Origin of the sequence: Pseudomonas sp. CFBP13528 (assembly GCF_005233615.1) — a bacterium.
GTDB classification, from domain to species: domain Bacteria; phylum Pseudomonadota; class Gammaproteobacteria; order Pseudomonadales; family Pseudomonadaceae; genus Aquipseudomonas; species Aquipseudomonas fluorescens_AM.
In genome coordinates this window covers 136,069-160,053 of record NZ_QGAJ01000012.1, presented here as the reverse complement: position 1 = coordinate 160,053, position 23,985 = coordinate 136,069, and the positions used below count along the sequence as shown (strand labels likewise).

At 60.3% G+C, this 23,985-nt stretch carries 15 protein-coding genes; 9 read left to right on the top strand and 6 right to left on the bottom strand.

The window, feature by feature from the left end; all coding sequences use genetic code 11:
• The first annotated feature begins 17 nt into the window (after nt 1-17).
• Both PspCFBP13528_RS20425 and PspCFBP13528_RS20420 read left to right on the top strand, forming a co-directional pair.
• Nucleotides 18-2,255, top strand: a complete 2,238-nt coding sequence (locus PspCFBP13528_RS20425) for a TonB-dependent siderophore receptor (protein WP_137201386.1) — start codon at nt 18-20, stop codon at nt 2,253-2,255.
• 141 nt (nt 2,256-2,396) lie between these two features.
• Complete coding sequence (locus PspCFBP13528_RS20420; RefSeq protein WP_065952511.1) at nt 2,397-2,609, top strand: hypothetical protein; 213 nt, start codon at nt 2,397-2,399, stop codon at nt 2,607-2,609.
• A gap of 102 nt (nt 2,610-2,711) precedes the next feature.
• Here the strand turns inward: PspCFBP13528_RS20420 and PspCFBP13528_RS20415 are convergent, their stop codons facing one another.
• The 3 genes from PspCFBP13528_RS20415 to metE form a co-directional block, all read right to left on the bottom strand.
• Entirely contained in the window at nt 2,712-3,203 is a 492-nt protein-coding gene (locus PspCFBP13528_RS20415) for a GNAT family N-acetyltransferase (RefSeq protein ID WP_065952510.1), read from the bottom strand.
• A 161-nt stretch (nt 3,204-3,364) separates the two neighbouring features.
• Nucleotides 3,365-4,474: a cell division protein ZapE gene (gene zapE, locus PspCFBP13528_RS20410; protein WP_137201385.1), complete on the bottom strand. Its 1,110-nt coding sequence runs from the start codon at nt 4,472-4,474 to the stop codon at nt 3,365-3,367.
• A 50-nt stretch (nt 4,475-4,524) separates the two neighbouring features.
• A complete protein-coding gene (gene metE / locus PspCFBP13528_RS20405) occupies nt 4,525-6,813 on the bottom strand; it encodes a 5-methyltetrahydropteroyltriglutamate--homocysteine S-methyltransferase (RefSeq protein WP_137201384.1) in 2,289 nt (762 codons plus the stop codon).
• Between the two features lie 705 nt (nt 6,814-7,518).
• Here metE and PspCFBP13528_RS20395 point away from each other — a divergent pair.
• From PspCFBP13528_RS20395 to PspCFBP13528_RS20375, 5 genes are all read left to right on the top strand, one after another.
• Nucleotides 7,519-8,616 (top strand): carboxynorspermidine decarboxylase, encoded by a 1,098-nt coding sequence (locus PspCFBP13528_RS20395; RefSeq protein ID WP_065887408.1) that lies wholly within the window; start codon nt 7,519-7,521, stop codon nt 8,614-8,616.
• 28 nt (nt 8,617-8,644) lie between these two features.
• Nucleotides 8,645-9,889 carry a saccharopine dehydrogenase family protein gene (locus PspCFBP13528_RS20390; RefSeq protein WP_137201383.1) on the top strand — a complete coding sequence of 415 codons (1,245 nt, stop codon included), beginning with the start codon at nt 8,645-8,647 and terminating at the stop codon, nt 9,887-9,889.
• Nucleotides 9,890-10,149: 260 nt separating this feature from the next.
• Nucleotides 10,150-11,391: an exonuclease SbcCD subunit D C-terminal domain-containing protein gene (locus tag PspCFBP13528_RS20385; RefSeq protein WP_101220535.1), complete on the top strand. Its 1,242-nt coding sequence runs from the start codon at nt 10,150-10,152 to the stop codon at nt 11,389-11,391.
• Nucleotides 11,388-15,026 (top strand): SbcC/MukB-like Walker B domain-containing protein, encoded by a 3,639-nt coding sequence (locus tag PspCFBP13528_RS20380; protein ID WP_137201382.1) that lies wholly within the window; start codon nt 11,388-11,390, stop codon nt 15,024-15,026. The genes PspCFBP13528_RS20385 and PspCFBP13528_RS20380 overlap by 4 nt, the downstream gene beginning before the upstream one ends.
• Nucleotides 15,023-15,616 carry a glutathione S-transferase gene (locus tag PspCFBP13528_RS20375; protein WP_137201381.1) on the top strand — a complete coding sequence of 198 codons (594 nt, stop codon included), beginning with the start codon at nt 15,023-15,025 and terminating at the stop codon, nt 15,614-15,616. Before PspCFBP13528_RS20380 ends, PspCFBP13528_RS20375 begins: the two co-directional genes overlap by 4 nt.
• Before the next feature lie 119 nt (nt 15,617-15,735).
• On the opposite strand, the gene PspCFBP13528_RS20370 is transcribed toward PspCFBP13528_RS20375, so the two are convergent.
• The 3 genes from PspCFBP13528_RS20370 to PspCFBP13528_RS20360 form a co-directional block, all read right to left on the bottom strand.
• Nucleotides 15,736-15,915, bottom strand: a complete 180-nt coding sequence (locus PspCFBP13528_RS20370; RefSeq protein ID WP_137201380.1) for a hypothetical protein — start codon at nt 15,913-15,915, stop codon at nt 15,736-15,738.
• Nucleotides 15,916-16,070: 155 nt separating this feature from the next.
• Nucleotides 16,071-17,246: a lactonase family protein gene (locus PspCFBP13528_RS20365; protein ID WP_065952501.1), complete on the bottom strand. Its 1,176-nt coding sequence runs from the start codon at nt 17,244-17,246 to the stop codon at nt 16,071-16,073.
• Nucleotides 17,233-17,529, bottom strand: coding sequence for a DUF5629 family protein (locus PspCFBP13528_RS20360; RefSeq protein WP_065952719.1), 297 nt, complete (start codon nt 17,527-17,529; stop codon nt 17,233-17,235). Before PspCFBP13528_RS20360 ends, PspCFBP13528_RS20365 begins: the two co-directional genes overlap by 14 nt.
• 167 nt (nt 17,530-17,696) lie before the next feature.
• On the opposite strand from PspCFBP13528_RS20360, the gene PspCFBP13528_RS20355 reads away from it, so the two are divergent.
• Nucleotides 17,697-20,639 carry a DUF6543 domain-containing protein gene (locus tag PspCFBP13528_RS20355; RefSeq protein ID WP_137201379.1) on the top strand — a complete coding sequence of 981 codons (2,943 nt, stop codon included), beginning with the start codon at nt 17,697-17,699 and terminating at the stop codon, nt 20,637-20,639.
• A 291-nt stretch (nt 20,640-20,930) separates the two neighbouring features.
• Nucleotides 20,931-23,900 (top strand): DUF6543 domain-containing protein, encoded by a 2,970-nt coding sequence (locus PspCFBP13528_RS20350; RefSeq protein ID WP_137201378.1) that lies wholly within the window; start codon nt 20,931-20,933, stop codon nt 23,898-23,900.
• The last annotated feature ends 85 nt before the right edge of the window (nt 23,901-23,985 follow it).

Below are 23,985 nucleotides of genomic sequence, written 5' to 3'. Positions count from 1 at the left end.
ACAAGGAGTTCGCCGCGATGCTCGCGCCTTTTACCCGTTCCATCACCGTTACCCTGGGCCTGTTCAGCCTTGCGCTAAGCCCTGAACTGCTGGCCGAAACCGACCCCGAACAAGCCCCCGCCGGAACCCTCGAACTGGGCGCCACCCGCGTCACCGCCGAGGGACTGGGCGCGACCACCGAGCACACCGGCGCCTACACCACGGGATCGATGAGCACCGCCACCCGCCTGAACCTGTCAGTCAAGCAAACCCCGCAATCGATCTCGGTGATCACGCGCCAGCAGATGGATGATTTCAACCTCAACACCCTGACCGACGTGTTGCGCCAGACCACCGGCATCAACGTCCAGCACAATGACTCGGACCGCGTGTCCTATACCTCCCGTGGCTACGGCATCAACAACTTCCAGATTGACGGGATGCTCAACACCTTCGGCTACATGAAGAGCGACGCCGACACCATCATCTACGACCGTATCGAAGTGGTGCGCGGCGCCACCGGCCTGACCACCGGCGCGGGCGACCCCTCGGCCACCGTCAACATGGTACGCAAGCGCCCTACCGCCCAATGGCAGGCGAAAACCGGGATCAGTGGCGCCACCCATGACAACTATTACAGCTACCTCGACGTCGGCGGCCCGCTGGCCTTCGACGGCAAGCTGCGCGGACGCAGCGTACTGGCTTACCGTGACAGCCAATCCTTTCGCGATAACTATGCACTGCAGCGGGCAGTCGGCTACAGCATTCTCGAGGGCGACCTGTCCGACGACACCGTGCTGGCCGTAGGTTTTGACTACCAGGACAAACAGGTACAAGGCACTTCCTGGGGCACCGTGCCCTACTGGAACAGCCAGGGCGGCAAAGCCGGGCTGTCGCGCTCCACCAATATGGCCGCGCACTGGAGTTCCTGGCCACTGACCGACAAGACCACCTTCGCCACCCTCGACCATCGCCTCGGCGGCGACTGGCACCTGAAGGCCGCCTACACCCATCGCCAGAGTGATACCGATGGCAAGGTGTACTACGGCGGCGCAGGCTTGCCAAATGCCGACCGCAGCGGCATGACCGCCTGGGCCAGCCATATGCGCGGCACGTCGAGAATGGAAGCCATCGACCTCAACCTGGCTGGCAGCTACGCGCTGCTGGGCCGCGAACATCAGCTGATGATGGGTTATGGCGAGGCCGCGCAACGGGACATTTCGCCGTTCATGCGCAGCAATCTGCCCAAAAGCTACTACGCCATCGAGGACTGGAAGCACATGGGCGGTATCGGCAAGTTCACCGACGATGTCACCGACCTCAAGGGCGAGCACAGCAAGAAACAACAGAAGGCCGGCTACCTCGCCACTCGGCTAAGCCTGACTGACCGTCTGCACGCCGTACTCGGCAGCCGCTACGGCAGTTGGGAGCTGGAAAGCGCCACCCCCGAATACAACGCCAATGATCAACTGACCGCTTCCGGCAAAACCCGCCAGACTCATAACGATATGTGGACGCCCTACGCCGGGCTGCTGTACGACATCACCCCGCAGTACACCGTCTACGCGAGCTACACCGACATCTTCAAGCCGCAAAGCGCCAAAGACGTCAACAAGAAGTACCTGGAGCCGGTGTTGGGCAGCAACTACGAGGTCGGCCTCAAGGGCAGCGTGCTCAACGAGCGCCTGAACCTGGCGGCCGCGTATTTCTGGAGCACCCAGGACAACGTTGCCGAGCGCGATGACGCGGTGCCGCCCAACCCGGTCACTGGCGAGGAGTACTACAAGTCCGGCGGCAAAGGTAACAAGGTCAAGGGTTTCGAACTGGAGGCGGCCGGGGAAATCACACCGGATTGGAACCTGACTGCGGGCTACACCTATACCCATTCGGTAAACGGCGCAGGCCAGCGCAACAATACCGGCCAACCGTTGAACCTGTTGAAAATATCCAGCGCTTACCGCCTGCCGGGGGCCTGGCGCAACCTGACCGTGGGCGGCGCGGTGAATTGGCAGAGCGGTATCCATGACTTCGGCAATCGGCCCACGGGCCAGCGCGATGACGAAGGCAACTCGATCACCACGCGGGCGAAGATCGAGCAACAGGGCTACACCGTGGTCAACCTGATGTCGCGCTACCAGTTCGACGAACAGCTTACGGCATCGATCAACGTCAATAACCTGTTCGACAAGAAATACTACGAGCGCGTCGGTTTTTACAATGGCGTGTATTGGGGCGATCCGCGCTCGATTACCCTGGCCTTGGACTGGAGGTTGTAGCGCCCTGCTCCGCGAAGTTGAAAAACATTAACTTCGCGGGCCAATTTCGTTAATTCCCACTTAATAAGCTAACGCCATAGTCGCCCCACGATCTGATCACGGAGTGACCGGACACTTATCACTTTTAATGGGAATACCGTCATGAAACTTTCGACACTGATGTTTGCCAGCCTGATAACCCTGACCTCCGCCGCGGCCTTTGCAGAGGGCGGTTCAGAGCGCTCCAGGGAGTTCTACAACAACTTCAGCTTCATTCAGCAAACAACCCACGGCAAGGCCGAACAGCAAGTTGTGTCCGCCGATGGCAAACCGACTAAAGCCACTACTGCCGAACCTGCTCAGCCCAACAGTTGATTTAATGCTGAGTTAATTCGCACGTACCCTGTGCCAACCCGCTCCTTTGGCAAAGGTTCTATTTGGCGCCATTCAATGGCGCCTTTTTTTGCAGTGCTTTTATTAAAGCGCCTTGTTCCAGAACAACATGCGGCCATGGGCGGGATCAAATACCGAGTCGTCAAAACCGAACTTGCGATACGCCGACTGCGCCAGCGCATTGCCTTCAAGCACTTCCAGGGTGATCTTGCAGCAACCGCGCTGCCGGGCGATTTCCTCGACCTTCTGCAGCATCTTCTGACTCAACCCCAAGCCACGAAACTGTTGCGCCACCACCACATCGTGGACATTGACCAACGGCCGACAGGCGAACGTCGAAAACCCCTCGAAGCAATTGACCAGCCCGGCCGGGACACCCCCAACGAACGCCAGCACACTGAACGCATGAGGGCGCTTGGCCAGTTCCGCAGGCAGTTGCTGCAACAGATCGGCCGCCAAACGGTGGCCGCCGCCCATCGGGTCCTCAGCATAGTGGTTGAGCAGCGAACCGATGGCATCGGCGTGTACGGCGTTGGTGTAGCTGGCTTGCAGCACCAGGATGTCTGGGGTGTCCATTTCCTTCCTCGATAACGACAACCAGGGAACCGATTCCCTTTGAGAAGGGTAATTGTAAGCATGGAGTCGGCAGTAGATGAAGGAGATTAACGACAAATGTCTGACAGAAAGCGCGTAGATTGCGCGCATCCAACGCCTCAAACGAAGTGAACACGGGGTTCTCAGGCGCCGAAGCGCTGCAGCTGCATTTCGCGCAAGCGGCTCAAGGTGCGACGAAAAGGAAACGCCAGGTAGCCTTCGGTATAGAGGCGCTCCAGCGGCACCTGGGCCTCGATGAACAACGGCACTTTACGGTCATAACATTCATCCACCAGCGCGATAAAGCGGCGCACGCTGTCATCATGCCTGGACAACTCTGGCAATTGGCGATCCCCCGCAACCACGCGTTCGGCGCCGTCTTCGGTGCCACGGGCAATGCGACCAGGGCGCTGCTGTGCGCTGAGGTTGGGCACCTCTGCCAGCAGGATGGCCTTGAAGTGATCGCACAGCAGCATGAAATCCATCGCGGCCAGGGGTTGTTCGCAGAGTTCGGCGTAGCGGCACCACAGTACCGTGTCACTGGCCTGCACCGCCGCTATCGTGCGATGCCCCACGTTCACCACCTTCTCGTGGCTGACGGTTTGCCCGTCGCTCATCTGCCTGAACAACGCGGCCAGTACATCGGGCCGATTGACCCAGTAGCGCTGCAGGCCGACGCCGGGATGCAAGCGATGATCCTCGCCGCCGTCCACGGCCACCACCTGCATATGCCGCTTGATCGCCTCGATACCCGGCAAGAACCGCTCACGGTTGAAACCTTCGGCGTACAGCTGCTCAGGGGGTTGATTGGAGGTACACACCATCACCACGCCCTCCTCGAACATCACCTGAAACAGGCGGCCGAGAATGATTGCGTCACCGATGTCATTGACGAACAACTCGTCGAAGCACAGTACGCGCACGTCCCGGCTCAGTTCCCGCGCCACCGCCTGCAGCGGGTCCCGGGTACCGGTGAGCTGGAACGAGCGCTGGTGCACCCAGCCCATGAAGTGATGAAAATGCTGGCGGCGCGCGGGCACACGCAGGCTCTGATGGAACTGGTCCATCAGCCAGGTCTTGCCGCGCCCCACCGGGCCCCACAGGTAAACACCCGCAATCGGCGAACCGCCCTGGTGCAACGCCTGATGACAGGTTTGCAAGGCCTGCACCCCACGGCGCTGAGCGTCGTCGGGCACGAAGCCTTGCTGAGCGATAGCGTGTTGATAAGCGGCGAGCGGCGAGTCGAAAGTCATGGGTGCCAGTATGACGCACAACGCGAACGCCAGCCGCGCAATCTTCGCCCTCAGCCCAGTTCCGCACGCAGTTGGCGCGCCGCCGTGACCAGGTGAATCAACGCCGCTTCCGTCTCCGGCCAGCCACGGGTTTTCAGGCCGCAATCGGGGTTCACCCACAATCGCTCAGCCGGAATCCGCTTGGCTGCCTTGCGCAGCAAGTCAACCATCTGCGCCACCTCCGGCACCCGTGGCGAGTGGATGTCGTAGACGCCAGGGCCGATGTCGTTGGGGTAAGCGAAGGCTTCGAACGCATCCAGCAACGCCATGTCCGAGCGCGAGGTTTCAATGGTGATGACGTCGGCATCCATCGCCGCAATGGATTGGATCACATCGTTGAACTCGCTGTAGCACATGTGGGTGTGGATCTGGGTCTCGTCACGCACGCCGCAGGCACACAGGCGGAACGCTTCGGTGGCCCAGTCCAGGTAGTGTGGCCATTGCGCCTGACGCAAGGGCAAGCCTTCGCGGAACGCGGCCTCGTCGATCTGCACGATCCTGATACCGGCGGCTTCCAGGTCCACCACTTCATCGCGCAGCGCCAGGGCCAGTTGCCGGGCCTGCTCTTGGCGACTCACGTCCTCCCGTGGGAACGACCACATCAGCATGGTCACCGGGCCCGTCAGCATGCCCTTGAGCACCTTGCGCGTGAGGCCCTGGGCATAGCGAATCCACTCCACCGTCATCGCCTTCGGACGGCTCAGGTCACCATAGATCAGCGCCGGTTTCACACAGCGCGAACCGTAGCTCTGCACCCAGCCGAAACGGGTGAAGGCGTAGCCGTCCAATTGCTCGGCGAAGTATTCGACCATGTCGTTACGTTCGGCTTCACCGTGCACCAGCACATCCAGGCCGAGGTTCTCTTGCACCTCGACCGCGTGCCTGATCTCGCTGTGCATCGCTTCGACGTATTCGGCTTCGCTCAACTTGCCGGCCTTGTACGACTGGCGCGCCAGGCGGATCGACGCGGTTTGCGGGAACGAGCCGATTGTAGTGGTAGGAAACAGCGGCAGGTTGAGGCCGGCCCGTTGTTTCTCGATACGCTGGGCGAAGGGCGACTGGCGCTGGCTGTCGTTGGCGCTGATAGCGGCCACGCGCGCTTGCACGGCGGGCTTGTGAATACGCGGCGACGCGGCGCGCGCAGCCTGTACCTCGCGACTCTCAGCCAGCGCCGCCAGCACCTGCGGCGCTTCGGGCTGGTCGAGGGCCTGGGCCAGTACCGCGACTTCCGTGCACTTTTGCAAGGCGAAGGCCAGCCAGCTCTTCAACTCGGCGTCCAACTGGTCTTCGCGCGCCAGATCCACCGGGCTGTGCAGCAGTGAACAGGACGGCGCGACCCACAGACGCTCACCGAGTTTTTCCTGAGCGTGTTGCAACGTCGCCAGGGCTTTTTCCAGGTCGCAGCGCCACACGTTACGGCCGTTGACCACGCCCAGGGACAGCACCTTATAAGCCGGCAAGCGATCGAGAATGGTCGGGTATTGCTCCGGTGCCCGTACCAGGTCGATGTGCAGGCCGTCGACCGGCAGATTGGCGGCCAGGCCGAGGTTTTCTTCCAGTCCGCCAAAGTAGGTGGCCACCAGTTTCTTCAACGGGTCACGCTGGATCAGGTTGTAGGCACGCTCAAAAGCGTTCTTCCACGCCTGCGGCAGATCGAGCACCAGGATCGGCTCGTCGATCTGCACCCACTCGACACCCAGTTCGGCCAGGCGCTGGAAGATCTGGCCGTACAGCGGCAGCAGGCGGTCGAGCAGGTCAAGCTTGTCAAAATCGCCGCCCTTGGCCTTGCCCAGCCACAGGTACGTCAGCGGGCCGATCACCACCGGCTTGACGGTGTGGCCGAGGTCGCGGGCTTCCTGGACTTCTTCGAACAACTGCTCCCACCCCAGGTGGAATTGCTGATCGACGCTGAACTCCGGCACCAGGTAGTGATAGTTGGTATCGAACCACTTGGTCATTTCCTGGGCGTGAGCGCCGGCGCAGCACGCATCACTGACGCCACGGGCCATGCCGAACAACGTCTGCAACGTGGCCTGGCCATCGGCCGGGCGGAAACGCTCCGGGACCACGCCAAACATCAGCGAGTGGGTCAGCACCTGGTCGTACCAGGCGAAATCACCCGCGGGCAGCAGCTCGATGCCGGCCTGTTTCTGCAGGTCCCAATGGGCCTTGCGCAAGTCACGCCCCACGGCGCGCAGGCCGGCTTCATCGAGCTCGCCCTTCCAGAACGCTTCCTGCGCTTTTTTCAGTTCACGGTCGCGTCCAATGCGCGGAAATCCGAGGGAATGAGCGACTGCCATGACTTTTTATCTCCAATGTCGGTATCTATGGCGGTCATTGTCGGGAGACAGCAATGATGAGACAAACTCATTTTTCTCGAGATGAACACAAAATTCATTCATACAGGACGGATACTGCTGCTCGCCCCAACAGCCATTCAGACAGCAACGCAAAGCCGCAGCGCCCCCCCGTAACCACAATGCGAAGCGAGTCGCTCTTGATCTTGATCTTGATCTGCTTTTGATCTCAGGCGCCCCGTTAAACCACGCTGGCCGAACGCAGGCTTGAATCCGTGGGCAACCCGGCAGGACGCCGGGTTAGCCGCACTGGGCCAGGGATGGCCCATTGCGGCGGCCCACGGATTCAAGCCTGCGTTCGGGCACACCGAGCCTGGGCGAGGTGCCGAGTGGTGGGGCAAGAGCCTTTTTGGTTACTTTTGGGGCTCTTTTCCAAAAGTGACCCGCTGTAAAAGCGGAACCCTAAGCAGCCGTGACCGCAGAAACGGATATGTACTCGGTCTGATCCAGCATCCTGGTCGACCCTAAGACCGCCATCGGGGGCAAGCCCCCTCCCACATTAGGGCGGTGTACATCCATGGATGGTCATACTCAGGACTTATGCTTGAAACCCGGCACGCAAATTCCGCCCACTAACCTTTCGATCTGTTCCAAGTGCGGGCACAATGCGTGTCCTTTTTTGGCAGGCACCGCCGCAGGCTCTCAAAAATGATCAAAACGCCGTACTACCTCATCGATAAACAGAAGCTTCTGGTCAACATGCAGAAGATTGCCTACGTGCGCGAGCAGTCCGGCGCCAAGGCTCTGCTGGCACTCAAGTGCTTTGCCACCTGGTCGGTGTTCGACCTGATGCAGCAATACATGGACGGCACCACCTCGTCGTCGCTGTACGAGTTGAAGCTCGGCCGCCAGAAGTTCGAAGGTGAGGCGCATGCCTACAGCGTGGCCTGGGCCGATGATGAAATCGAAGAGATGCTGGACAACTGCGACAAGATCATCTTCAACTCCATCAGCCAGCTGCAGCGCTTTGCCGAGCGCAGCGAAGGCAAGACCCGTGGCCTGCGGGTCAACCCGCAAGTGAGCAGCTCCGATTACCTGCTGGCCGACCCGGCGCGTCCGTTCAGTCGCCTGGGCGAATGGGACCCGGTGAAGATCGAAGGGGTGATCGAGCAGATCTCCGGCTTCATGTTCCACAACAACTGTGAAAACGGCGATTTCAGTCTGTTCGACAAGATGCTCGGCACCATCGAAGAACGCTTCGGCGCGCTGCTGCACAAGGTCCAGTGGGTCAGCCTCGGCGGCGGCATCCATTTCACCGGTGAAGGCTATGCGTTGGACGCGTTTTGCGCACGCTTGAAAGCATTCTCCGAGAAGTACGGCGTGCAGGTGTACCTGGAACCGGGGGAAGCAGCGATCACCAACAGTGCGTCGCTCGAAGTCACCGTGCTTGACACCCTCTACAACGGCAAGAACCTCGCCGTGGTCGACAGTTCCATCGAAGCCCACCTGCTGGACCTGCTGATCTATCGCCTCAACGCCAAGCTGGCGCCAAGCGAGGGCGAACACACCGTGATGGTGTGCGGCAAATCCTGCCTGGCCGGGGACATCTTCGGCGAGTACCAATTTGATCGTCCGCTGGCCATCGGCGATCGGCTGTCGTTCATCGACACCGCAGGCTACACCATGGTCAAGAAAAACTGGTTCAACGGCCTGAAAATGCCGTCCATCGTAGTGAAACAACTCGACGGTACAGTCGAAGTGGTTCGTGAATTTGGTTACGACGACTACCTGTCCAGCCTTTCGTAAGCTGGCGGATAAAGGAGAGATAAAGCAATTGAAAAAGAACGTTCTTATCATTGGTGCAGGAGGTGTCGCCAAGGTGGTGGCCCACAAGTGCGCGCAGCACAACGACGAACTTGGTCGTATTGCTATCGCGTCGCGCAACATCTCCAAATGCCAGGCCATCATCGACAGCGTCAAGGCCAAGGGTAGCCTCAAGGTTCCCGCCGACATCCAGGCCTTCGCGCTGAACGCCCTGGACGTGGAAGCGACCAAGGCCCTGATCCGCGAGACCGACTCGCAGATCGTCATCAACGTGGGTTCCGCGTTCCTCAACATGTCGGTGCTGCGCGCCTGCATCGACACGGGCGTGGCGTACCTCGACACCGCCATCCACGAAGAGCCGGGCAAGGTCTGCGAGACCCCGCCGTGGTACGGCAACTACGAATGGAACCACCTGGAAGAGTGCAAACAGAAGAACATCACCGCCATCCTTGGCGTGGGCTTCGACCCGGGTGTCGTCAACGCATACGCCGCGCTGGCGCAGCAACAGCATTTCGACCGCATTGATTCGATCGATATTCTCGACGTCAATGCCGGCTCCCATGGCAAATACTTCGCCACCAATTTCGACCCGGAAATCAACTTCCGCGAGTTCACCGGACAGGTGTGGAGCTGGCAGAACAGCCAGTGGACCAGCAACACCATGTTCGAAGTCAAACGCACCGACGACCTGCCGGTCGTCGGCTCGCAGAACCTCTACCTCACCGGCCACGATGAAGTGCACTCGCTGTCGAAAAACCTCGACGTGCCCAACGTGCGCTTCTGGATGAGCTTCGGCGAACACTACATCAACGTGTTCACCGTGCTGAAAAACCTCGGCCTGCTCTCCGAGAAACCGGTCAAGACCGCCGAAGGCCTGGAAGTGGTGCCGTTGAAAGTGGTCAAGGCCGTCCTGCCCGACCCTTCTTCGCTCGCTCCCGGCTACACCGGCAAGACCTGCATCGGTGACCTGGTCAAAGGCACCAAGGATGGCCAGCCGCGCGAGATGTTCATCTACAACGTGGCCGACCACGAAGAAGCCTTTGCCGAGACCGACAGCCAGGGCATCTCCTACACCGCCGGCGTGCCACCGGTCGCCGCCGCGCTGCTGGTAGCGCGTGGTGAGTGGGATGTGAAACACATGGCCAACGTCGAGGAACTGCCGGCCGAGCCGTTCCTGAAAGCGCTGGACGTGATGGGCTTGCCGACCCGTATCAAGGACGCGCACGGTGATCGGGCCTGGAATGCGCCTGCCTGACGGGTGATCGCTGGCCGAACAAAGAAATGCGCCCTCAGGGGCGCATTTTTTGTTGGGGCGCGGATACCCAATAAAGCAACGCGATCGCTGTGGGAGGGGGCTTGCCCCCGATAGCGGTGCTTCAGATTCAGGTAAGCAGGCTGACCCACCGCTATCGAGGGCAAGCCCTCTCCCACATTGGATCCGGGCCTACCTGCAGGCACCCCGTGTGCTTTTACAGGTAAACTCCCCTCCTTTCCCTCTTCTGCACGGAGTTCGCCTTGCGTCTGTTCCACACCTCCGACTGGCACCTTGGGCAAAACCTGCACGGCCAGGAACGCGACTTCGAACACGCCTGTTTCCTTGAATGGCTGCTGGACCAGTTGAAGGTCCATCGCCCGGATGCGCTGTTGATCGCCGGCGATATTTTCGACACGGTCAACCCGCCGCTCAAGGCACAGGAGCGCCTGTATGACTTCATCATCAGCGCCCACGAACAAAATCCGACACTGACGATTGTGATGATTGCCGGCAACCATGATTCCGGTTCGCGCATCGAACTGCCCGCACCGTTGATGCGCCGCCTGCGCACCCACGCCCTGGGCCGGGTGTTGTGGCTCGATGATGGCCAGTTGGATGCCGAACGCCTGTTGATCCCGTTGCCGGATGCCAAAGGCAAGATCGCCGCCTGGTGCCTGGCGCTGCCGTTCCTGCGCCCGGCGGAAGTCACGGGCGCGCAGTTGGGCGATGATTACCTGCAGGGCATCGGCCAGGTGCATGAATGGCTGATCGCCGCCGCCAATGCCAAACGCAAAAAAGGTCAGGCGCTGATTGCCATCAGCCATGCGCACATGGCCGGGGGGTCGGTGTCGGAAGACTCCGAGCGCAGCCTGATCATCGGCAATGCCGAGGCGCTGCCGGCCAAACTATTCGATAGAAGTGTCGGCTATGTCGCCCTCGGCCATTTGCACAAGCCGCAGAAGGTGAATGGCGAAGAGCGCATCCGCTACAGCGGCTCGCCGATTCCGCTGTCTTTTTCCGAAATCGGCTACAAGCACCAGGTGCTCGACGTGACGTTCCAGGGCGAAAGACTGGTCAGCGTCGAACCGCTGCCGATTCCGCGCTCGGTCAACCTGCAACGCCTGGAAGCCGCGCCTCTGGCAGAGATCCTCAAACAGCTGGCCGACTTGCCCGATGTGGATTTGCTGGCCGAAACCCAACGGCACCCGTGGCTTGAAGTCCGGGTACGCCTTGACGAACCCCAGCCGGACCTGCGCCAGCAGATCGAAACCGCCCTGCAAGGCAAGGCCGTACGGCTGGTGCGCATCGCCGCCGAATACGCAGGCATTGGCCCGCGCGAAGACGGTGACGAAGAGCGTCTGGTCGAACTCGACCAACTCACCCCTCAGCAATTGTTCAGCCGCGCCTGGCAGGACAGCTATGGCAGCGAAGTGGATGAACAGACCTTGAAGGACTTCGCCGTGCTGCTCCAGGAAGTGCAACAGGAGGCTGAACAGCCATGAAGATCCTCGCCATCCGCCTGAAAAACCTGGCGTCCCTGGCCGGGCCGTTCGAAATCGACTTCACCGCCGAGCCGCTGGCCAGTGCCGGTCTGTTTGCGATCACCGGGCCGACCGGCGCCGGCAAGAGCACCTTGCTCGATGCGCTGTGCCTGGCGCTGTTTGGCGCGGTGCCGCGCCTGGGAGATACCGGCCAGGCCAAGATGCCGGATGCCGACAGCGACATTTCCATCGGCGACCCGCGCACCCTGCTCAGGCGGGGCACCGGCGGCGGCTATGCCGAGGTGGATTTCGTCGGCGTCAGCGGCCGCCGCTACCGTGCACGCTGGGAAGCCAATCGCGCGCGCGACAAGGCCAGCGGCAAGTTGCAGAACAGCCGCCAGAGCCTGATCGACCTGGACAGCGAACAGCTGCTGGCCAGTCAGAAAACCGAATACAAGACCCAGCTGGAACTGGCCCTGGGCCTGAACTTCGAACAATTCACCCGCGCGGTGCTGCTGGCGCAAAGCGAGTTCAGCGCCTTTCTCAAGGCCAACGACAACGAGCGCAGCGAACTGCTGGAAAAACTTACCGACACCGCGCTGTATACCCAACTGGGTCGCCGTGCGTTCGATAAGGCCAAGGATGCCAGGGACGTTCACAAACAGTTGCAGGACCAGGCCAGCGGCGTGGTGCCTCTGTCTGGCGAAGCGCGCGCCGAGCTGGATCAACAGCTGGGCCAGGCACAACAGCAACTCAAAACCCGGCAGGCCCAACTCAAGCAGTTGGAGTTGCAGCACACCTGGCTCAAGGAGTTGCGCGAGTGGCAGGAGCGCCAGCAGAGCGCCGCCGAGCAACTGCAGCAAGCCCAACAATTGTGGGACAGCCAAGGCCAGCAGCGCCAGGACCTGACGCGCCTGGACCAGCTCGCGCCGCAGCGCCATCACTTCGTGCGGCGCGCTGAACTCGACGCATTGCTGGCCCCGCTCGCCGCGCAGATTCAACAGCACCTTGAGCAACAAACCGCGCTGCACAGTCGCCAGGAACAGGCGCAACAACAGCAGGCCGCCGCTCAATCGGCCCTGGCCCAAGCCCAGCAGAACCAGGCACACGCCGCGCCCTTGCTGCGCCAGGCCTTCGAAGAACAGACCACCCTCACGCACTTGACCAAAGACCTGGCCAAGCGCACCGAGGACAAACAGCAGCATGAAAGCGCCTGCCGCGAAGGCCAAGCCTTGCTCAAGGGCCTGCAGGACAAGCAGGCCCAGGTCGCCGAGCGTCTGCAAAGCCTGGCCACCGAACTGGAGCGCAGCGCCACCCTCGCGCCATTGAGCGATGCCTGGACGGCCTACCGCGACCGCCTGCAACAACTGATGATAATCGGCAATCGCCTGAAACAGGGCGAGGCCGAACTGCCGCAACTTGAACAGCGCGTCAACGCCGCCGTCGAGCAATTTACCCAGCAACGCGAAGCCCTGGACCTGCTGTACCAGGAGGCCGGCGCCGAACCGCACGCGGTAGCCGAACAGATTCAATTGCTCGCCAGCCTCCTGCAGGACAATCGCAAGCAACAACGCGCCTTCGAAGACCTCGCCCGCTTGTGGGGCAGTCAGCAGCAGCTCGACACACAGGCCGGCGCCCTGGCGCAAAAACTCACCGACGCGGCGCAGCAACGCGAGCAACTGAACCAGACCGGCCTGCAAACCAAAGCCGAACTGACGGTGGCCGAGCAAACCCTGACGGTGACCAAACAACTGCTGGAGCGCCAGCGCCTGGCCCGCAGTGCCAGCGTCGAGGAACTGCGCGAACAGTTGCAGGATGACCAGCCCTGCCCGGTGTGCGGCAGCCACGAACATCCGTATCACCAGCCCGAAGCGCTGTTGCAGAGCCTGGGTCGCCACGATGAAAGCGAAGAGGCCGCAGCGCAGCAAGCCGTCGAGCGCCTCAAGGAAACACTCACCGAGCTACGCGGCGAAGTGGGTGGGCTGATCGCTCAACAAAAGGAATTTTTGGCACAACAGGAACAGCTGGCGCTGCAGCAGCAGGCGTTGGCGCCAAGCCTTGAAGCGCACCCGCTGTACGCGACGCTGTTGCATCAAGACACCGTCAAGCGTACCGACTGGCTGGCCCAGCAACTGGCCCAACTGACGCAAAGCATCGCCCAGGACGAACAGCGCCAGGGCGCCCTGCTCAACCTGCAACAAAACGCCGGCCGTTTGCAGCAGCAGTTGCAGACCGCCCAGGACGCCAGCCAGCAGGCCCGCCAAGTGTTGCTCGACCAGCAGCGCGCCCTGGCCAGTGACCGCGAGCGCCTCGATACGGAGCTCGCCAGCTTCGCCAGCCTGTTGCCCGCCGCCACCCTGGAAGGCTTGCGCAGTGAGCCGGCGGCGACCTTCCTGCAGCTTGACCAGCAGGTCAGCCAGCGTCTCGAACAACTGGCCCATCAGCGCGATGAACTGGCGGAACAGCAAGCGCGCCAGCAGGCCATTGAAAAACAACAGACCCATCAGCAGCATCGCCAGCAGCAGTTGGAAGCACTGAATCTGCAGGTCGCGCAGCTCTGCACCCAGCAACACGACGCCGAGGCCAAACTCAGCGCCCTGCTCGGCGAGCACAAGAGTGCCGAACAGTGGCAACAGCAGCTGGACCAGGCCGTCACCCAGGCGCGGCAAAGCGAAGCCGACGCCAGCCAGGAGTTGCACGCGGTGCACACGGCGCTGGTGCAACTGGTCGCCGATCTCAAGGCCCTGCTTGAACGTCAGCAAGCGCTCGAGACGGAGCAACAGGCCCTGGACACGCGTATCAATGCGTGGCGCGCCGCGCACCCCGAGCTTGATGATGAAGGCCTGGCCCGTCTGCTGGCCTTCGACGAGGCCCAGGTCACAGACCTGCGCCAGCAGCTGCACACCCGCGAAAAAGCCGTCGAGCAGGCCAAGGTTTTGCTGCAGGAGCGCGAACAGCGCCTCGCCGAGCATCAGGCCTTGCACACCGGCAACCTGGACGCCGAACAGCTGGACACCAGCCTCGCCGCGCTCAACCAGCAACTGGCCGAGGGCGAGAAACACTGCGCCGAACTGCGCGCCCGCCAGGCCGAAGACCAGCGACGCCAGGACGCCAACCACGCCCTGGCCGAACAGATCGCCAAGGCCTATGACCAATGGCAGCGTTGGGCCCGCCTGAATGCGCTGATCGGCTCGGCCACCGGCGACACGTTCCGCAAAATCGCCCAGGCCTACAACCTCGACCTGCTGGTGCACCATGCCAACGTGCAATTGCGCCAGCTGGTGCGCCGCTACCGCCTTAAACGCGGCGGCAGCATGCTTGGCCTGCTGGTGATGGACACCGAGATGGGCGACGAGCTGCGCTCGGTGCACTCGCTGTCAGGCGGCGAAACCTTCCTCGTCTCCCTGGCGCTCGCCCTCGGCCTGGCCTCGATGGCTTCCAGTACCTTGAAGATCGAGTCGCTGTTTATCGACGAAGGTTTCGGCAGCCTCGACCCCGAATCCCTGCAACTGGCCATGGATGCCCTGGACGGTTTGCAGGCCCAGGGGCGCAAGGTGGCGGTGATCTCCCACGTGCAGGAAATGCACGAACGCATCCCGGTGCAGATCCAGGTCAAGCGCCAGGGCAACGGCTTGAGCACCCTGGAGGTCAAGTGAGCGAGGCGCTGCTGTATTCGTTCCGGCGCTGCCCCTATGCCATGCGCGCGCGGTTGGCGTTGCGCTATTCAGGCGTACCGGTCGAGATCATCGAGGTGAGCCTCAAGGCCAAACCGGCGCAAATGCTGGCGTTGTCGCCCAAGGGCACCGTGCCGGTGTTGAGCCTTGACGGCCGGGTGATCGAGGAAAGCCTGGAGATCATGCAATGGGCCTTGGCGCAGCACGATCCCGACGATTGGATGCTGCAAGGCGACCCTGCGGTGCTGGCGTTGATCGCCGAGAATGACCAGGTGTTCAAACATCACTTGAATCGATACAAGTACGCCGAGCGCTACCCCGAACAACCGATGGAACATTATCGGGCCGAGGGTGAGGTGTTCCTGCAGAAGCTGGAGGACTTGCTGGCGGAGCGTGAGTACTTGCTCGCCGGGCACCTGAGCCTGGCGGACGCGGCCGTGGTGCCGTTCGTACGGCAGTTCGCTCATGTGGATCGCGAATGGTTTGCGGGAGCGCCGTATCGGCGGCTTCAGGCGTGGCTGCAGCGGATTCTGGAGTCGCAGCTGTTTATGGCAGTGATGGCAAAACCCTAAAACCAACATCAATCAACCTGTGGGAGGGGGCTTGCCCCCGATGGCAATGTGTCAGTCTGCTTATCTGTAGCTGACCCACCGCAATCGGGGGCAAGCCCCCTCCCACAGGTTGATCTGTGTTAGCCCCGGATCTTGTGATCCAGCGCAGCATAGAAGTTGGCGCTTTGTTGCAGGTACTTCTGGGTATAGGCAGTGGTGCTGGATTGTTTGCCGGTGACTTCCACGCTGGCTGCAGCCGGCAGTGCAACAGTCGCGGAAACAGCGGAAGCGGCGATGATCGAGAAAAGATTGAAGTTCATAGCGGTAACCCTCGTGTGCGTTCGTTTTGGTGGCCGGGGAGGCCTTGGAACCCAACTTACGCCCGAGGGTTGAACCTTAGAAATGCTTTGAAACAGTAGCCGTCATCAATAAAATTAATAGTAAAGCTCAGGCCCCGCGTCTTGGGGCCTGTGGCTTATTGACGCACCAGGAACTTGAGGTCACTCGGCGCATCGATCGGCAATTTCTGCACAGTTTTACCCAGCAGGCCGGTCTTGGGGTCGCGCTCGACCACCACGATTTCATTGCTTTTCTGGTTGGCGATCAGCAGGAACTTGCCGCTCGGGTCCAGGCTGAACTCGCGCGGGTGGTCGCCTTCGACCGAGCGACGCTGGATTTCCTTGAGGTGCGCGGTGGCCGGGTCGATGCTGAAGACGACAAGTTGATTGGCCGTGCCACGGTTGCTGACGTAGAGGAACTTGCCATCGCTGGAGGCGTGCAGCGCAGCGCCGGCTTTATCGGACACCGGTTGGCCGGCGGCGAAATCCACCAACTGGGTTTGCGCAAGCTTGCCATCGTTGTAGTCGAAGACCGCCACCTGGGCGCTCATCTCGGTGGTCAGCCAGGCGTGCTTGCCATCGGCGCTGAACAGCAAGTGGCGCGGGCCGCTGCCCGGTGGCAGTTGCACGGCGGCCGGCTCGGCCGGGGTCAGCGGCAGCTCGTGGTTGGCCTTGGGGTCGTAGCGGTAGGCAAACACTTTGTCCGCACCCAGGTCCTGCACGAATACATACTTGCCGTCCGGCGACGACACCACCGAATGCACGTGGTTGGAAGCCTGGCGTTCAGGGTTCACACCGCTGGCCGGGTGCCCGCTCAACTGCACCGGCGCCGACAGCTTGCCGCGGGTGTCCAGCGGCAAAATCGCCAGGCTTCCGCCCGGGTCTTCCACCACCGAATAGTTGGCGACAAACAGATAACGCCCGTCGGCGGCCACGCTGGAGTGGGTCGGCTCATTGCCCAGGCTCTGCACCTGATTGATCAGGGTGAGCTGATGGTTCTGCGGATCGATGCGGTAGCTGCTGACGCGACCGACCACATCGTCCTGACCCGGACCGTTTTCGTTGACCACAAACAGCTGCGTCTGGTCCTTGGAAAGCGTCAGCCAGGACGGGTTGGCGGTTTTCGCCGCCAGCACCGGCTTGCCGCTGAACTGCCCGGTGCGGCTGTCGAATTGCAGGCGATAGATCCCTTCGCTGCTGCCGGCGGTATAGCTGCCGACCAACAGTGCATGGGTATCGGCCGGTGCGGCCTGCACCGACATCGCGCCAACACTGCCGGCCATCAGCAGGGGCCAGAATTTACGCATCATCATCCGCTTCGTCCTCGTCGTTATTGTTGCCGGTGACACCACTCATGCAAACCAGGCGATGCTCGCCCGAGTCACCGGTAAGGGTCCAGCTTTGCAAGGTTTGATCAAACACCGCCGCGTTGACTTGCTCCAGACTGAAACTCCAGCGTTTCTCGGCGCGGCCATCCATGCAGGTGATCAGCAGCAGTTGGTCATCCAGGCTGAAATCAAAGGTATGCAACCCATCAATTTCGACCATCTGGCAATCTTTAAACGCATCGAGCAAAGTAGCGGTGTCGGCAGTCATGACATCAATCATCAAGGGGAAAGACCTCATGATAGGGCAAATTGCTGCATCAACCTAAGCCCCTGACCAGCATGGGGTAACCGTCTACCCCTTCTTCACCGAGAGATCAGCGTTAAGTAGTCGAGCATCACTGTGATGTTTGATCGACAAACGTGGAGTCTCTCTTAATGCAACCGTCCCCCTCCAACGCACCACCCACTGACAGCGCCAGCATGGCCGGCGCCGTCAGCGTTGTGTTTGCAGACAGGCCGAACCTTGAAAGCGTTGTACTGAAGACACTGGCCGCAACTATTGACGAAAAATATCCGGGCCTGGCGCTGAATCTATCCCGTACGCAACTGGCCATGCCCGCTGCCGACGGCAGTTATACGTTCGAGCGGCTCACGACAAAAGCCCTCGACTATTTGGCAACGGGAGCACCGATAGACTTCAGCGACGTTGGGGCACACGCATTTTTCCTCACCGAGAACGTCCCCCACCCCGTCAAGACACCCGCGGGCGAGACGCCGGACATCAAACAAATCGAGAAACTGATTCACGAATTGGCCTGGTCGCTGCCGATCGGGCTACAGGACGCAATGACCGATTACTGGAACCCGATCAGCGAACAACCCAGTCGTTGGAGCTTGCTCAGCGATGCCCTCACGCAAGCGCTGCAAATCAGCACCCTGAGACAACCGGGGCTGACCGATTTCGAGCGCGAGTCTGTGCAACAAATCATCGACCTTCCTGACAATGGTCAGCGCGTTACAAAATACGTAGAACAAAGAACACGGGTCTACGAGCTGGAAACCTACTTGAGCAGCAGCACCGGCAACGCGGTTCTGTTTTCCCCTGAGCTGTTGCTCAGGCGCACCGTCGGGACACGTACCACCGTGCTGTTATGCCATCCCGGAGGGAAAATCGAACCCTTTGCCTCGATGGCTGCGTTCAACCAGCACTGGAGCGCCCGGATCAACGACCACTACCTCGTCGACTCAATACGCTGTAAGCGTTACGAATTTCAGAACCATGTGTTCGGGCATCAGGCAGAACTCATCCTGAATCAGCAGTTGAACAACGTCCAAGCCGTGCGCCTGCCCTGTAACCTTGGCCAGACCACTGCGCAAGCGCTTTACCATGAACTCAGCAACCCAGCGTCTTGTTTTACCAGCACAACCCACGTCAATTCGCAGTATCAGCGTTTCCTGAACCCGCAATTACCGCAGTGGCTGCACGGCGCCTCCGAGGCTCAGAAAAAAGACTACTGCCGTTATAGTTTCGGGGTAAGCAGCAGCAAATTGCTCAATAAGGGCCGTACCTTTCTCAGCGATATCCTGGATCTTCAGGCCTTTGCCGTTGATGCGTTGACAAGGGCCCTGAGTGCAGAGCAACAACGCGCACAACCGGGCGCCGAGCAAGCTCCGTCACCCGATGCCTATGCCCCCGACAAAGTGCTGCTCACCTTTACCCACAATGCCGCCACCTCCGGCACAACGCAGTCGGTGGCGGGCACGCCAATGAGCCTGACCGAACTGGCCATAACCAATCTGAAGGAATGCCCTCGTGTGCCCTTCACGCTGACACATCGTGACGGTCTGGCCTTACCCGACTGGTTGACGGCGGACTTCATCACCCGCACCGATGGTTTGATCAAAACGATCAACATCGGCAAGACTTACCCCGAATACCTCAAATCGCGCCTGTTGAGCCCCGCCCCGGAAGTGACCGAGCGCAAGCGCCTGTTCGCCGAGCAGTTGCGCTACCAACTACCGTTGGTGGCGCTTGAGCTGCACCTGAAAAATGAGGGCGGTATCAGCGCCTTGGGCGTCCGCTACGTCGCCACGCTATTGCTGGAAGATCAGGGCGAACGCTTTGTAGACAACCAGTCGATCGTCATGCGTAAGTTGGCGCTGTTGCGCCAAGCGGGAGCAGCACCGGACGTGGTCAACGCCATGTTCATCATTGAAGCGTGGGACGTTACGAAAGGCCCGCATGTGCTTTACCGCCCGCTATACGCCGAGTCCTTACGCGAATTTGCGACCCGTGAAGCCCTGTTGGAGGCGATCGCACAGCCCACAGACCTGCAACAGAGCGTACTGGCGTGGCTACCCATCGAAGCACGTGCAATCTATGACAAGGGTGGTTTCCAAACGCCGCACATTCCGCCGGGTGGCCTGGATGACGAGCCTGTCCCGGATGATCCTCCCACCCCCGCACAATTGGCGGTGCCTGTAGGTAACGAGCAGCTGCCCTATTTATATTATGAACAGTTGCTGCCTTACTTTTACGACTGCAACGTCAAGGCCTTGGTCGATGAGGCCGATGGCAACTCAACGCCCCAGCCAAGCCACCGCTGGACCGCACTGCTGGAAACCGGCGGTACGCTGTTCAATGCGTTGTTACTGCCGCAGCGGCGAGACCCTGTCTTGCTCACACCTTGGCTGTGCGAGCTGGCAAACCAATTGCGGCCTTATTTGCCCAATCTCGACAGCCAAGACCCCGTTGCACGAGAGACAGCGACCGCCGAAATGATAGTCAACCTGGCCATATTACTCGTCGAAAGGTCCCCAAATGGCACCCCTCACGCGCCTCTGGAAACCACATTGAAGAACCGCGTAATGCGCCCCCTCGCACCTCGCCTGGCACCGGAACACTGGCCACGCACCCAAGGCGCACCGCTGACCGAGCACAGCGAAGGCTACTATCTTGGACCCAACAAAAAACTCAATTCTGCCTTAGAGTTTTCATACACCCACGTCAAAAACAAACTGTCGAGGTATGCGTGGTGGAACGTAATGAGGTTAAACGCGGATCGTCCTGACACACTGCCCGAACCTATACGTTACGGCCCGCGTCGAGGGCTGTATGTGATAGAAGGCGTCTGGCATGCATTTATCGACCCCTTTCTCTACAGGGTCAACCTGCTGGAGGGCGAGCGGGTGATGATAGTCGACGACAGGGACACGACTCGCCCAGGGCCCCATCTCAAACGGGACGGACAAAACCAGTGGTCGCCAGACCTGCGTTTGCGCCTGAGCGGCGGCACGGTTCTCACGCGTATAACCACCGAACGTCGGCGCAGTACCCGGCAAAACACTAGCTTATCGAACAACTCAGAGAGCACCTGACATACCTGGAAACCAAGGCGCAGCGCGGTGCTGCTACGCCTCATTGCTGGCGGCAGCCGATAGTCCACAGGCTGTGGCGGACGAACAACGTGGCATGCTCGGCAAAAGCCGCTTACCCTCCTGCCCCGCCAGCTTTACACCTTTGATCAGCAACCGCCCCAGCGCTGGCAACAGCCACAAAACCCCAGCGCGCAGCCTGAGGTACCCGGCTACCCCTCCTTCTCCACGAGATCGGCGTTAACTCGTCATCAATCGCATGATGTTCGATCAACCAATCGTGGAGACACCTATATGTTGCTACCACCCACCGACGAGCCACAGACCACCGACGTGACGCTCACGCAATACCCCAACATGGCAGCTACCGTCGATGCACTTTTCGCCGGCCGCCCCAGTCTTGAGTCCGTGATCCAGCACATATTGGCGACAACCATTACGCAAAAATATCCCGGCGTGGCATTGGACCTTCCTCGCACCCAGTTAGCCATCCCCCAGGCCGATGGAAGCTATACCTACGAATGCCTCACGACAAAAGCGCTGGACTATCTGGCAACAGGGGCCGCCTTGGACTTTCGTGCGGTAGGCTCGTACGCCTTTTTCCTCACTGAGCAGGCACCCACGCCCATCACCACCCCCGCCGGTGACGCGCTTGACATGATGCAGATCGAGGCACTGATTCGCGAACTGACCTGGTCGCTGCCGATCGGCTTGCAACAGGCATTGACCGCCTATTGGAACCCGTCCGGCGAGCAACCCAGCCGCTGGAGTTTACTCACTGACAGCCTTGTGCAAGCGCTGCAGATTTCAGTTCTGACCCAGCCAGGCTTGAGTGATATTGAACGCGAGACGGTACAACAGATCATTGACTTCCCTGAGAGCTATCCTCGCTGGTCGAACAACTACAAAAGCAACACCCTTGCCTACGAGTTGGAAACCTACCTGAACAGCGCCAGCGGCAACTCGGTTCTATTTGCTCCCGAGTTGCTGCTGGAGCGTACCGTCGATACGCGCACGGTCGTTCTGTTATGTCATCCAGGTGGAAAAATCGAGACATTTGCTTCGATGGATGCTTTCAACCAGCATTGGGGCAGCGCCCTCACCGCTCAATACCGCGTCAACTCGCTGAGCTGCAAGCGTTACGAAATTTATGGCGATGCGTTCGGGCATCAAGCCGAACTGGTCCTGAATCAACAATTGCTGGACATTGAAGCGGTGCAACTGCCCTGCGACTTCGGGAAGGCCAAGTTGCAAGCGCTTTACCATGAGCTCAGCGACCCTGCGCTCTACTTTGCCAAGACGACCCAAGTCCAGGCACAGTTTCAAAATGCTCTGCGCCAGCATCTGCCGGATTGGCTCCAAAACGCCTCGCCCATGCCTAAGAAAAACTATTCCCGCTACAGCCTGGGGTTGGCTAACAGCAAGTTGCTAAGCAAAGGCCATACTTTTCTCAGCGGCATCACGGACATCAACGCCTTCACCGCCGCCGCCTTGGCAACGGCGCTCGACGCCGAGCAGCAAAGCATGCCTGCGAGCGACGAAGAGGCTGCGCTACCCCAGACATATGCACCCGACAAAGTGCTTGTCACCGTGACGCTTGTTGCTGACGCCGAAGGCACGTCCCAGAGCGTCTCCACCCAGTCGATGAGCCTGACGGAACTGGTCATCACCTGCCTGAAGGGCCGCCCCGCTGGCGCCATCACGCTGGCACACCATGATGGGCTGGCCCTGCCCGACTGGTTGACGGCGGACTTCATCACCCGCACCGGCGGGCTGATTGAGAGACTGGATATCGGCAAGGCTTATTCCGACTACCTGGAAACACAGTTATTGGATTACACCCCAGAGGTTTTCGAGCGCCGGCGCAAGCTCGTCGCCCAGTTATGTTATCAATTACCGCTGCAGGCGCTGGAGTTACATCTGAAACAACCGAGCAGCGTCAGCGCACTGGGCGCCGAATACCTTGCCACGCTGTTGCAGCACCCCATCAACGAACCCTCCATCGCAAGCGAAGGCTTCGCCGACACCCCGTCGGTGATCATCCAACCGTTGGCCCTGTTGCGCGCGCCTGCAGCTGAGCCTGACGTAGTCAGCGCTATGTTCCTCATCGAAGCGCAGGACCGGACCCAAGGTCCCCAGCTGCTGTACCGCCCTTTTTATACACAATCGTTCTGTGAGTTCGCCACACGCGACGCGCTGTTGAATGCCATCTCACAGCCAGGAGACCTGCAAGACAGTGTGCTGGCCTGGTTGCCCGATGAGGCACGGACTGTCTACGAAAACGGTGGCTTCCTGGCGCCCCATCATCTTGATGTTTCTCAGGATGACCCGCTTGTACCCGTTTCACCTCCACCTGCTGCACAACTGGCCGATCAACGCGAGGTAGAGCGCTCGCTGACAGCCATGGGCTTCTCGAACGCACAGTCCTTCCTCTACTACTACCTCGTAGAAGCGCTGATCGATGTGGGGGGCGACAGTGCGTCGCTGAATAAAAAAAGACGCTGGACAGCCTTACTGGAAATGGGCGGCGGCCCCTTCAATACGTTATTGCTGGCGCAACACCGAGCACCTGTTTTGCTGACTACTTGGCTTGGCACGTTGGTGAATCAATTGACGCCTGATCTGCCTGCACTCAACAGCAATGAACCCGTCGCACGAGAAGTGGCCATAGCCGATCTGACACTCAACCTGGCTAACCTGCTCGCCGAAAGCATGCCGGTTGCGACGACCTCCGAGCCCGTGGATTGCCTGCTCAAAGACCGCGCATTACGCCTGCCCGCACCTCGCCAATCCCCGCAGGGCCAGCAGCTCCACAGCAACGTGATACTCACGCAAAACGTGATTGGCTACTACGAAGGAGCCAACAAAAAGCTCGATTCAGCACTGGAATTTGAATACACCTATTTCCGAAACAGAATGCCGTATGGGCATTGGGCGAACATAACCAGCTTTTTCGGCGTTGCCTATTTCAAAGAGCTACCTGCAGCATCGCCGGATGGCCCGTACCGCGGGCTGTACCTGATCGACAACGCCTGGCACCTGATTATCCATGGGATTCGTTTCAAGGTCGTCATGCTGGACGACGAACGTATGGCGATCGTTCGCGATAATACAAGTACGCGTGGACCTCGCGTGAAAGTGGACGAACAAGGCAATTGGTCGTTCGATATGAGGCTGCGCGTGAAAGGCGGTAGCGTGCTCAAGCGACTGTCCAGCGAACGCACTCGCAGGGCCCAGATTTCGCCCACCGTGACCGACGCATAGCCTTCAGAACAAGGCAAGACGCCGCCATCGACAAGTAGAAAGTAAAAACGCCCGACGAGCCAGGTCGGGCGTTTTTTCCACATGG